The 11352-nt window shown below is 75.6% G+C and carries 10 protein-coding genes; 6 read left to right on the top strand and 4 right to left on the bottom strand.

What is annotated here, in order from left to right; all coding sequences use genetic code 11:
* Together G6556_RS12835 and G6556_RS12840 are read left to right on the top strand one after the other, a co-directional pair.
* Positions 1-1433: MFS transporter (locus G6556_RS12835; RefSeq protein ID WP_240934464.1), on the top strand; the 1433-nt coding region annotated here is incomplete at its 5' end.
* Complete coding sequence (locus G6556_RS12840) at positions 1430-2398, top strand: alpha/beta hydrolase (protein WP_166941933.1); 969 nt, start codon at positions 1430-1432, stop codon at positions 2396-2398. The genes G6556_RS12835 and G6556_RS12840, both read left to right, overlap by 4 nt.
* A gap of 62 nt (positions 2399-2460) precedes the next feature.
* Here the strand turns inward: G6556_RS12840 and G6556_RS12845 are convergent, their stop codons facing one another.
* A complete protein-coding gene (locus G6556_RS12845; protein ID WP_166941935.1) occupies positions 2461-3051 on the bottom strand; it encodes a TetR/AcrR family transcriptional regulator in 591 nt (196 codons plus the stop codon).
* Positions 3052-3153: 102 nt separating this feature from the next.
* Between G6556_RS12845 and G6556_RS12850 the strand changes: the two genes are divergently transcribed.
* The 4 genes from G6556_RS12850 to mtnN all read left to right on the top strand — a co-directional run bounded on the left by G6556_RS12850 (position 3154) and on the right by mtnN (position 6346).
* Positions 3154-3987, top strand: a complete 834-nt coding sequence (locus tag G6556_RS12850; RefSeq protein WP_166941937.1) for an alpha/beta hydrolase — start codon at positions 3154-3156, stop codon at positions 3985-3987.
* A 58-nt stretch (positions 3988-4045) separates the two neighbouring features.
* A complete protein-coding gene (locus G6556_RS12855) occupies positions 4046-5035 on the top strand; it encodes a DNA-3-methyladenine glycosylase 2 family protein (protein WP_346774878.1) in 990 nt (329 codons plus the stop codon).
* Between the two features lie 115 nt (positions 5036-5150).
* Positions 5151-5603 carry an S-ribosylhomocysteine lyase gene (locus tag G6556_RS12860; RefSeq protein WP_166941952.1) on the top strand — a complete coding sequence of 151 codons (453 nt, stop codon included), beginning with the start codon at positions 5151-5153 and terminating at the stop codon, positions 5601-5603.
* Entirely contained in the window at positions 5600-6346 is a 747-nt protein-coding gene (gene mtnN / locus G6556_RS12865; RefSeq protein WP_346774879.1) for a 5'-methylthioadenosine/S-adenosylhomocysteine nucleosidase, read from the top strand. Before G6556_RS12860 ends, mtnN begins: the two co-directional genes overlap by 4 nt.
* Before the next feature lie 55 nt (positions 6347-6401).
* Here the strand turns inward: mtnN and G6556_RS12870 are convergent, their stop codons facing one another.
* The 3 genes from G6556_RS12870 to G6556_RS12880 form a co-directional block, all read right to left on the bottom strand.
* On the bottom strand, positions 6402-8036 hold the full coding sequence (locus G6556_RS12870) for a sensor domain-containing diguanylate cyclase (RefSeq protein ID WP_166941944.1): 1635 nt from the start codon (positions 8034-8036) through the stop codon (positions 6402-6404).
* Positions 8037-8164: 128 nt separating this feature from the next.
* Positions 8165-9931 (bottom strand): beta-galactosidase family protein, encoded by a 1767-nt coding sequence (locus G6556_RS12875; RefSeq protein WP_166941946.1) that lies wholly within the window; start codon positions 9929-9931, stop codon positions 8165-8167.
* Between the two features lie 97 nt (positions 9932-10028).
* A complete protein-coding gene (locus tag G6556_RS12880; RefSeq protein ID WP_166941948.1) occupies positions 10029-11339 on the bottom strand; it encodes a sugar ABC transporter substrate-binding protein in 1311 nt (436 codons plus the stop codon).
* Positions 11340-11352 lie beyond the last annotated feature (13 nt).

The raw sequence follows: 11352 nt of genomic DNA on the forward strand, positions 1-11352 counted from the left end.
CCCCTCCCGGGGGCCCGACGTCCGCCGACCCCACGACCCCCGGCGCCGACGACGCCCCGGCGGTGCCCGTCCGCGGCGCGCGCGGGCGCGTCGTCGCCTGGTCGCTGTGGGACTGGGGTTCCGCGGCGTTCAACGCGGTCATCACGACGTTCGTGTTCACGCGCTGGCTGACCAGCGACGCGTTCGTCGACCCGGCCGTGGTCGCGGAGGGCGGCGCCGCCCTGGACGCCGCGCTCGCCCGGCACTCGACGTGGCTCGGCTGGGGCCTGACCGCGGCGGGGGTGCTGATCGCGCTGCTCGCCCCGCTGACCGGCACCCGCGCGGACGGCTCGGGCCGGCGGCGGCGCAACCTCGCGGTCCAGACGGCCGTGACGGTGGCGCTGTGCGCGGCGATGGCCCTGGTGCGCCCCGACCCGGACTCCCTGACCGCGAACCTGCTGCTCGGCATCGCGCTGCTCGCGGCCGGCAACCTCACGTTCGAGCTGGCGAGCGTGCACTACAACGCCCTGCTCCCCCGGGTCGCGACGCCCGCGACGCTGGGCCGGGTCAGCGGGCTCGGCTGGGGCGCCGGCTACCTGGGCGGCATCGTGCTCCTGCTCCTGCTGTTCGTCGGCTTCATCAACCCGGAGGTCGGCTGGTTCGGGGTGACCGGCGAGGACGGCACCAACATCCGGGTCGCGGTGCTGGTGTCGGCGCTGTGGTTCGGCGCGTTCGCGGTCCCGGTGCTGGTCGCGGTGCCGGACGACCCCGCGGAGGCCGCGAGCGCCCGGCGCCGGCCGGGCGTCGCCGAGTCGTACCGCCGGATCGTCGCGGACGTGCGCGACCTGTGGCGGACGTCGCGGAGCACGGTGTGGTTCCTGCTGGCCAGCGCCGTGTACCGCGACGGGCTCGCGGGCGTGTTCACGTTCGGCGCCGTCATCGCGTCGGGGACCTTCGGGTTCTCGGCGAGCGAGGTCGTGGTCTTCGCGATCGCCGCCAACGTGGTCGCGGGGGTCGCGACGCTGGCGGCGGGTGCGCTCGACGACCGCGTCGGCCCGCGGGTGCTCATCGTGGTGTCGCTGGTCGGGCTGGTGGTCGCGGGGGTCGCGACGTTCGCCCTGGCCGGCGCGGGCACGTCGGCGTTCTGGGTCTGCGGGCTGCTGCTGTGCGTGTTCGTCGGCCCGGCGCAGTCGGCGAGCCGGTCGCTGCTGACCCGCGTCGCTCCGCCGGGGCGGGAGAGCCAGATCTTCGGCCTCTACGCGACCACCGGGCGGGCGGCGAGCTTTCTCGCGCCGTTCGCGTTCTCGACCGCGGTGGCCGTCGCCGGGTCGCAGCGGTGGGGCATCCTGGGCATCGTGCTCGTGATCGCGATCGGCCTGGTCGCCCTGCTGCCGCTGCGGCTGCCCGCGGCCCGGCCCGGCGCGCGGACCGCCGACGGCGCGGGGCGCCCGTGACCGGCTGGGGGCCGGACCCGCTCGGGCCCGGCTGGGAGCAGCGGACGCTCGCGCTCTCGGCGGCCGACCCCGACCTGGTGGCGACCGTCGTCCGCCGGACCCCGGAGCCCGGATCAGCCCCCGGCGGCAGCGCCGTGCTGCACGTGCACGGGTTCAACGACTACTTCTTCCAGACCCACCTGGCGGACGCGTTCGCCGCGGCGGGCCACACGTTCTACGCCCTCGACCTGCGCCGGTGCGGCCGGTCGTGGCGCGAGGGCCAGGTCCCGCACTACGTCGACGACCTCGCCGAGTACCGCGCCGACCTCGGCCTGGCCGCCAGGCTGGTCCGCGAGGAGCTCGGCCACGACCGGCTGACCGTGCACGGCCACTCGACGGGCGGCCTGACCGCGGCGCTGTGGGCGGCCAGCCCGGGCGGCCGCGCGGCGGTGGACGCGCTGGTGCTGAACAGCCCGTGGTTCGACCTGAACTCGCGCTGGTTCCACCGGGTCGTGTCGACCTGGGTGCTGGACAGCCTGGCGCCGGTGGACCGGATGCGGGTGCTCGCCGACGGGCCGTCGGCGTACTCGTGGCACCTGCACGCCGACAACGGCGGGCGGTGGGAGTACGACCGGACGCTCAAGCCGGCCGAGGGGTTCCCGGTGCGCGCCGGCTGGCTGCGTGCGGTGCGCCGCGGCCAGGCGCGGCTGGCCCGGGGCCTGGGGATCGACGCCCCGGTCCTGGTCGCGACCGCGGCCGGGTCGGGGCCCAACTCCCGGGCCAACCCGCTGCTCGACGCCCAGGACACCGTGCTCGACGTGCGGCAGATCTGGTCGCGCGCGCCGCGGCTGGGCGACGACGTGACGCTCGTGACGGTGCCCGGTGGGATCCACGACCTCGCGCTGTCGGCTGACGAGCCGCGAGCCGAGTACCTGCGGACGGTGACGGAGTTCCTCGCCCGCGTGCAGGGCGACCGCGCGGCCTGACGCCGCGCCGGTGCCGAGCCGGGCGACGGCCCGCCGTCGGGCTCAGCCGGGCCCAGCCGGGCTCAGCCGGGCAGGCCCGCCGCGTCGACCAGCGTCGCGGCCGCCGCGCGCGCCTGGACCGCCGCCTCGGGCGTCCCGGCGATCGCCGCGGTGGTCTGCGCGCCCTCGGCGAGGATCGCGAGCTGCGCCGCGAGCGCGGGCGGGCCGCCGGCGTCGGCGACCAGCCCGGCCACGTAGTCCTGGAACGCCGCCTTGTGGGCGCGCACGATCGCCGCGACCTCGGGCGAGCACCCGCCGAGCTCGCCGAACGAGTTGATGAAGATGCAGCCGTGGAAGTCGGTCTGGCCGAACCACGCGGCCAGGTGGTCGTACACCGCGAGCAGCCGCTCACGCGGGCTCGTCGCGGCGTCCACCGCGGCGCGCACGCCGGTCTCCCACTGCGCGCTGCGCCGGCGCAGCACCTCCGCGACGATCGCGTCCTTGGCGCCGAACAGCGCGTACAGCCGCTTCATCGGCACGCCGGCCGCGGTGCGCAGCTCGTCCATGCCGACCGCCTGGATCCCCCGCTCGTAGTAGAGCCGGTCCGCCGCGTCGAGCACCCGCTCGCGCAGCTCGTCGTCGAGCGGCCGTCCCGCCGTCCGCACCTGGCTCATCCGCGTCCACCTCCGAGGGGGTTGCGTCGAAAACGCTCGTTCTCTAGTGTAGGCGACATCGCGGAGAACGCCCGTTCTCCACCGTCAGGGAGAAGGCGCACCATGCCGTTCGTCACCGTGGGCACCGAGAACACCACGTCGATCGACCTCTACTACGAGGACCACGGGACCGGGCAGCCCGTCGTCCTGATCCACGGCTACCCGCTCGACGGGCACTCGTGGGAGAAGCAGTCCGCCGCCCTGCTCGACGCCGGCTACCGCGTCATCACGTACGACCGCCGCGGCTTCGGGCAGTCCAGCCAGCCGACCACCGGGTACGACTACGACACGTTCGCCGCCGACCTCAAGACCGTGCTCGACACCCTCGACCTGCGGGACGCGGTCCTGGTCGGGTTCTCCATGGGCACCGGCGAGGTCGGCCGCTACCTCGGCACCTACGGCTCCGAGCGCGTGGCGAAGGCCGTGTTCCTGGCGTCGCTCGAGCCGTTCCTGCTGCGCACGGACGACAACCCGACGGGCGTCCCGGGCGAGGTGTTCGACGGGATCGTCGAGGCGGTGACCGCCGACCGGTACGCGTACTTCACCAGCTTCTACGCCGACTTCTACAACACGGACGAGAACCTGGGGTCGCGGCTGTCGGAGGAGGCGCTCCGGCACTCCTGGGACGTCGCCGCCGGGTCGTCCTGGTTCGCGTCCAGCGCGGTCGTGCCCGCCTGGCTGACCGACTTCCGGGGCGACCTGCCGAAGATCGACGTGCCGACGCTGATCGTGCACGGCACCGCGGACCGGATCCTGCCGATCGACGCCACCGGCCGGCCGTTCCACGCGGCGGTGCCGCAGGCCAAGTACGTCGAGATCGAGGGCGCCCCGCACGGGATGCTCTGGACGCACGCCGCCGAGGTGACCGAGGTCCTGCTCGACTTCCTCCAGCGCTGACCGCACGCCGCCGAGCGCCGGGCGGGGCCCTGTCGGCCCCGTCCGGCATGCTGGTGGGGTGCAGCACCCGAGCCGTCCCGACCGCGCCGGCGCCCACCCGGCGCCCGTCCGCGGCACCGGCGACGCGCTGACCGGGGAGCACGTCCCCGACGGCCCGCTCGACGTGCGGCTCACGCTGATGCTGGTCCGCCGCGGCGGCCTGGACCCCGCGCTCCGCATCGAGCGGGACGGCAGCGTCTGGCACGCGCTGCGCACCGCCGACGGACCCGCCACCCTGCACCTGCGGCCGGGGCCGGGCCGGGTCGCGGCGGCCGCGTGGGGCCCCGGCGCCGCCCGCGCGCTCGCCGGGCTGCCCGACCTGCTCGGCGCCCGCGACGACCCCCGCACGTTCGACCCCGTCGGCCACCTCGCGCTCGCCGCGGCGCACCACCGGCTCCGGGGCCTGCGCATCCCCCGCACGGCCGACGTGCTCGGCGCGCTGGTGCCGGCGGTGCTCGAGCAGCGCGTGGTCACGGTGGACGCGCACCACGCCTGGCGCTGGCTGCTGCTGCGGCACGGCGAGGTCCCGCCCGGGCCGGCGCCCGCGGGGATGCGGGTCCCGCCGGACGCGCTCGGCTGGCGCCGGGTCCCGGTGTGGGACTGGCGGCGGGCCGGGGTGGACGACCAGCGGTCCTCGACGATCCTGCGGGCCGCCGCGGTCGCCCGCCGGCTCCAGGAGGTGCTCGACGTCGCCCCGGACGCGCCGGGCGCCGCGGCGGAGGTGCGCCGCCGGCTGGCGACCGTTCCCGGGATCGGCGTGTGGACCGTCGCCGAGACCACCCGGCGCGCGCTCGGCGACCCGGACGCGGTGTCGGTGGGCGACCTGCACCTGCCCCGGCTCGTCGGGACGGCGATCGCGGGGCGGCGGGTCGAGCAGGAGGAGGTGCTCGACGTGCTCGCGCCCTGGGCGCCGCACCGCGGGCGCGTGGTGCGGCTGCTGGAGCTCACCGACCGGTCGCGGGCGCCGCGCACCCGGCCGCGCCCCCCGCGCGCGGTCCGGCCGGCCTGAGCCCGCGACACCTGCGTCCAAGGCGGGCGCCCGGAATACCGCGGGCCCCGCGACCGCTGCACAATGATCCCGTCCCACCGCTGCACCCCGAGGGAGTCCCGTGAACCAGCCCCGCATGAACGTCGAGTCGTTCAACCTCGACCACCGGACGGTCGCCGCGCCGTACATCCGGCTGGCCGACAAGAAGGTGCTCCCGGCGGGCGACGTGATCAGCAAGTACGACATCCGGTTCACGCAGCCGAACACGGCGCACCTGGAGATGCCGGTCGTGCACTCGCTGGAGCACCTGTTCGCCGAGCACTCCCGCAACCACAGCGACCGGGTGATCGACTTCTCCCCCATGGGCTGCCAGACGGGCTTCTACCTGATCCTGCAGGGCGAGTGGGCCGACGAGGAGGTCCAGGGCCTGGTCGCCGAGACGCTCGAGGACATCACCCGGGCCGGCGAGGTCCCCGCGGCCAACGAGGTGCAGTGCGGCTGGGGCGCCAACCACACCCTGGAGGGGGCGCAGGGCGCCGCGCGGGACTTCCTCGCGCAGCGCGCCGGCTGGAGCCAGGTGACCGCGTGAGCGCCCCCCGCTCGCTCGCGGGCGTCGACGTCGTCGTCTCGGTCGCGATGCCGGACGAGGCCGCGCCGTTCCTGGCGCGCGCCGACGCCGCGGGCGAGCCGGCGACGGTGGGCGGCGCCGAGCACCACGTGCTCACCGTCGGCGGCCGCGACGTGCTGCTGGTCCGCTCCGGCATCGGCCTGGCGAACGCCGCGTCGGCCGCCTCGGCGGCGCTGGTGCTGGTCGCGGCGGCCCGTGGCGGCACGGCCCCGGCGGCGCTGATCAGCGCCGGCAGCGCGGGTGGCGTCCAGGCGGGCGTGCACGTCGGCGACGTGGTCGTCGGCTCGGAGCACGTGTACACGAACGCCGACGCCCGGGCGTTCGGCTACGCCCTCGGCCAGGTGCCGGGCATGCCCGCGACCTACCACGGCGACCCCGCGCTGCGCGGTGCGGCCCTCGGTGCCGACGCCGGCGACCTCACGGTCCGCGCCGGGCTGATGCTGTCGAGCGACGCCTTCGTGGACGCCAGCCTGGTCGGCCCGGTGCGCGAGCAGTTCCCCGGCGGCCTGTCCACCGACATGGAGACCACCGCGCTCGCGCAGGTGGCGCACGTCTACGGCGTGCCGTTCCTGGCCGTGCGCGGGATCTCCGACCTGTGCGGGCCCGCGGGCGCCGACGACTTCCTGACGCACGTGGACGACGCCGCGGACCGCTCGGCGGCCGTGGTGCTGGCGATGCTCGCCCGGGTGGGCGCACCCGCCTGACGCCGTCCGGTGCCGGACGACGACGACCGGCGCGCCGGGGACTCGAGGATCCGCCTCAGCCCCCGGCGCGCCGGCCGCCCTCGTCGGCGGGCCCGCGGTCGCCCGCGCGACGACCGGCCGCCGCGGGACCGCCCACGACGCCGCGCCGTTCGCCGGCCCCGCGCCGCGCCACCGCGCCCCGCCGCGCGCCGCCGCGGCCCGGGCGGTCGGCGCCGAGCTTGGCGTCGTACATCACCTGGTCGGCGTCGTGCAGCAGCTTCTCGGTGGTGTGCGCCCGGTCCGCCACCGCGGCGCCGACGCTGGCGCTGACCCGCGCCCACGCCCCGCCGACCGGCACGGACACCTGGCCCATCTCCTGCACGGCGGCCACGGCGCGCCGCACGGCGGCGGGCGTCCCGGTGACCAGCACGGCGAACTCGTCGCCGCCGAGCCGCGCCACGGCGCCCGACGGCGGCACGAGCTCGCGCAGCCGGTCGGCCACCGCCACCAGCACCCGGTCCCCCACCGCGTGCCCGAAGCTGTCGTTCACGGCCTTGAAGTCGTCCAGGTCGACGTACATCACCGCGACGCCGCGGCGCCCGTCGACCCGTCCGGCCAGCGCCTCGTCCACCAGCCGGTGGAAGTGCGACCGGTTGACCAGCCCGGTGAGGGCGTCGTGGTCGACCATGTGCGCGAGGCGCTCCTCGAGCGTCTTCTCCTGCGTCACGTCGACCAGCACGCCGTGCAGCCGCGGCCGGCCGTCGCTGTCCCGGCGGAGCACCGCGTCGTCGCGCACCCAGACGTCGTAGCCCTCGCGGTGCCGCAGCCGGTAGGTGATCGACGGCAGCTGCCCGCCCTCGCCGAGCCCCTCGCGCACCGCCTCCTCGTGGGTGCGCATCGCCCGGTCGGACGGGTGGATGGCGCGGGACCACTCCCCCGCGTCGTCCAGCCACTCCTGCGGCGAGCGGCCGAGCATCCACTCCAGGCGCGGGCTGACGTACTCGAACCGGCCCTCGGGCCCCGGCTCGGCGATGTAGACGACCGCCGGGACGTGCTCCACCAGCAGCCGGTAGTGCAGCTCGGCCGCGGCGAGCTCGTCGGCCAGGCGCTTGCGCTCGGTGATGTCCTGGACCATGCCGATGGCGTAGTCCGGCCGCCCGTCCGCGTCCCGCACCAACGAGACGGTCAGGTCCACCCACAGCGTGGTGCCGTCCTTGCGGACGAACCGCTTCTGCATCGCGAAGCCGTCGGACCCCTCGCCGTCGACCATCGCGCGGAACAGCCGGTCGTTCTCGGCCTGGTCCTCCGGGACGGTGTAGTCCGCGAACGGCATCGCCGCGAACTCCTCGGTCGAGTAGCCGAGCAGCTGGCGCAGGGTGTCGTTGGTGAGCGGGGTGCGGCCGTCGAGCTGCACCAGGCCGATGCCGACCGGCGCCGCCTCGATGAGCGTCTCCAGCTGGCGCAGCCGGTGGGACTGCCGCGCGAGCAGCGCCGGCAGGTCCTCCGGCGCGGGCGCGGCGCCCGACTCGGCGGGGCGCCGGCGGCGCGGCAGGCCCGGGACCCGGCCGGCGCCCTCCGCCGCGGACGCGGGCGACCGGGGCGTGAGGCCGTCGAGGGGGAAGGTGCCGTCCCGGGTCAGCGCCGCCAGGGCCCCGCGCAGCACCCGGGCGCCCTCGGCGGCCTCCCACTCCTGCGACCCTGCGCCGTCCACGTCCCGATCCCTCGCTGTTGCACGCGCCGCCCCGGCGAGCATGCCGGGGACCTGCACGTGTCATCGGCGTCCTCGCAGGTCATCTGAGGCGCCGACCGGGTGGACCGCGGTGGCGGGCGGGTGACTTCTCAGACCTCCGAGGAGCCGAGGTCCGGGCCGGCCGCGAACGTCACGCGCGCCGCGGCGGCACCGTGCAGCTCGAGGACCACGACCTCGTTGCCCTCGGCGCGCAGCAGCGGCCCGGGCACGTAGAGGGTCGCGGTCGGGCCCGCGCTCCAGTACCGCCCCAGCAGGGCACCGTTGACCCAGACCAGCCCCTTGCCCCAGCCGTCGGTGCGCAGGAAGTGGTCGGCGCCCGCGACGGTGTCGAACGTGCCGTGCAGGAACGCCGGGCCGGCGACCGGGGACCCGGCGTCGACGCCGGGCGCCGCGTCCAGCAGGGCGGCGAGCGCCGGATCGACGCCGTCCAGGCGCAGCGGCGTCACGGACCAGTCCGTCAGCTCGCGGGTCGCGGTGCGCGCGGGCCCGATCAGGCCCTTCGGCTCGCCGATCCGGGGCCCGTAGTTCACCCGGCCCTGGTCCTCGACCAGCAGCGTGAGCGCGCCGCCGCGGGCGGGCAGCGCGAGCGTGCGGCCGTGCTCGGTCCGGCTCAGCACGCCGACCGGCTCGCCGTCCAGCGCCACGACCGCCCGGTCGCGCACCTCGGCCAGCGTGAGCACCCGGTCCTCGGCGGTCACCCGGGTGCGGTACAGCGTGAACCCGGTCCAGTGGCCGAGCTCGTCGGTGGTCGGCAGGTGGTCCGCGTCCACCGCCTCGCCGAGCACGGGCAGCGCGGCCGCGAACGGCACCCGGCGGTCCAGGTCGACGGTGAGCTCCGGCGCGGCGGCGCGCGCGGCCGGCACCTCGTCCGGCACCGGGGCGTGCCGGGCGATGACCTCGCGCATCGCCCAGTACTTCGCGGTCGGCGTGCCGTCCTCCGCCAGCGGGGCGTCGTAGTCGTAGGAGGTCGTGATGGGCAGGTACGTGCCCTTGTCGTTGGCCCCGTTGGTGAAGCCGGCGTTCGTGCCGCCGTGGAACATGTAGAGGTTCACCGACGCGCCCGCCGCGAGCAGGTCGTCGAGGTCCTGGGCGTTCGCCTCCGCCGGGGCGACGTGGTGGTGCAGGCCCCAGGAGTCGAACCAGCCGTTCCAGAACTCCATGCACATCAGCGGGCCGGTCGGCTGGTGCCGGCGCAGCAGCGCCAGGCGCTCGGTGGAGCGCGACCCGAAGGTCGCGGTCCGGTGCAGCTCGGGCACGCTGCCGCGGGACTGCATCGCGTCGTCGGCCTGGTCGCAGCTGAGCAGCGGCACCTCGATGCCCCGCTCCCGGGTGAGCTTGATCAGCGCCCGCAGGTACTCGGCGTCGTCGCCGTATGCGCCGTACTCGTTCTCCACCTGCACGGCGATCACCGAGCCGCCGCGGGTGACCTGGCGCTCGGCGACCAGCGGCAGCAGGTGGTCGTAGTACTCCTCGATGGCGGCGAGGTAGCGCGGCTCGTGCCGGCGCACGCCGACCTCGGGGTCCGCCAGCAGCCAGGCCGGCAGGCCGCCGTTGTCCCACTCGGCGCAGATGTACGGGCCCGGCCGCACGATCGCGTGCAGCCCCTCGGCCGCCACCAGGTCCAGGAACCGGCCCAGGTCGCGCGACCCGTCGAGGTCGAACCGGCCGCGCTCGGGGGCGTGGAAGTTCCAGGCGACGTAGGTCTCGATGGTGTTGAGGCCCATGAGCCGCGCCTTGCGGATCCGGTCGGCCCACAGGTCGGGGTGCACCCGGAAGTAGTGCAGGGCACCGGAGATCACCTGGTGCGGGCGGCCGTCGAGGAGGAAGTCGGTCGCGCCGATCTCGAACGTGGGCATGGCGGGGTGCTGCTCCCGGGTCTCGGTGTCGGGGCCGGTGCTGCTCCAGCCCGGCGGGTGCCGGCCGGCGGCGGGGTGCGCCGCCGGCCGGCCGGCGTCACTTCGCGGTGAAGCCCTGCTCGTTGCCGTAGGCCACGGACTGCTCCTGCCAGTCCGCGAGGCCCTCGGTGAGCGTGGTGGAGCCGACGTACGCCTGGCCCACGGTGTCGTTGAAGATGCTGTTCGCGTAGACCTGGTAGGGCAGGTACTGCCAGCCCTCGACCACGTCCGCCGCGGACTGCGACAGCACCTCGTTGATCTTCTGGCCGCCGAAGTACTCCGACTCCTTGTTCAGGAACTCGTCGGACTCCAGGTCCGCGGTGGTCGCGGGGAAGCCGCCGGCGTCGATGCGGATCTTCGTGCCGTCGCCGTTCGACAGGTAGGTCAGGAAGTCGTAGGCGAGCTCCTTGTTCTCGCTGGCCTCGGTGATCGACAGCGCCGAGCCGCCGTTCTCCGACGACGCGGTCTGGCCGGCCTCCCACTGCGGCAGCGGGGCGACCCGCCACTGGCCCGCGGACTGCGTGACGCTGGCCTCGAGGTTGCCGGGCATCCAGGCGCCGATGGCGAGCGAGGCGATCGTGCCGTTGCCCAGGCCCTGGTACCACTCGTCGCTCCACGAGGAGGTCGGGGCGACCAGGTCCTCGTCGAGCAGCTGCTGCCACAGCTCGGCGAACTTCGTCGAGCCCTCGTCGGTGAAGTCGACCGTCACGTCGGTGCCGTCCACCTGGTACGGCTGGCCGCCGGCCTGCCAGATCATCGACGTCGCGAAGCCCGCGTCGCCGGTGTCGTTGGTGATGTAGACGTTCGGGTCGGCCGCGTGCAGCGCCCGCGCGGCGGTCAGGTACTCGTCCCACGTGGTCGGCACCTGCACGCCGTACTTCTCGAACACGGTGGTGTTGTAGAACAGCGCCATCGGGCCCGAGTCCATCGGCAGGCCGTAGATGCCGTCGCCCTGGTGCACCGCGTTCCACGGGCCGGGGCTGTAGGTGCCGTCCAGGTCGTCCGCGCCGAGGTCGGACAGGTCCGCCAGCGCCTCGCCGATAGCGAACTGCGGCACCGCGTAGTACTCGATCTGCGCGAGGTCGGGCACGCCGGAGCCGGCCGCGACCGCGTTCTGCAGCGCCGTGTACTCGTCGGTGTTGGTGCCGGCGTTGACGACGTCGATCGTCACGTCCGGGTGCTCGTCCATGTACGCCTGCGCGATGGGCTCGACGGTGTTGTCCCAGGCCCAGACCGTCAGCGAGCCGCCGTCGGCCGCGTCGGAGCCGGAGCCGGAGCCGGAGCCGCCGGAGGAGCAGGCGGTCAGCGCCAGGGCCAGCGCGCCGGCGACGGCGGCGCCGCGCCAGAGCCGGGAGGGGGTGGTGGTCATGCGGGGTCCTCTC

The organism is Cellulomonas sp. IC4_254, assembly GCF_011603975.1.
GTDB lineage: Bacteria > Actinomycetota > Actinomycetes > Actinomycetales > Cellulomonadaceae > Cellulomonas.

Bases quoted from the DNA above. Each gene is read 5' to 3' on its own strand.
- G6556_RS12860 (WP_166941952.1), top strand. From the start codon at position 5,151: ATGAACGTCGAGTCGTTCAACCTCGACCACCGGACGGTCGCCGCGCCG.
- G6556_RS12845 (WP_166941935.1), bottom strand. From the start codon at position 3,051: ATGAGCCAGGTGCGGACGGCGGGACGGCCGCTCGACGACGAGCTGCGC.
- G6556_RS12850 (WP_166941937.1), top strand. From the start codon at position 3,154: ATGCCGTTCGTCACCGTGGGCACCGAGAACACCACGTCGATCGACCTC.
- G6556_RS12880 (WP_166941948.1), bottom strand. From the start codon at position 11,339: ATGACCACCACCCCCTCCCGGCTCTGGCGCGGCGCCGCCGTCGCCGGC.
- G6556_RS12875 (WP_166941946.1), bottom strand. From the start codon at position 9,931: ATGCCCACGTTCGAGATCGGCGCGACCGACTTCCTCCTCGACGGCCGC.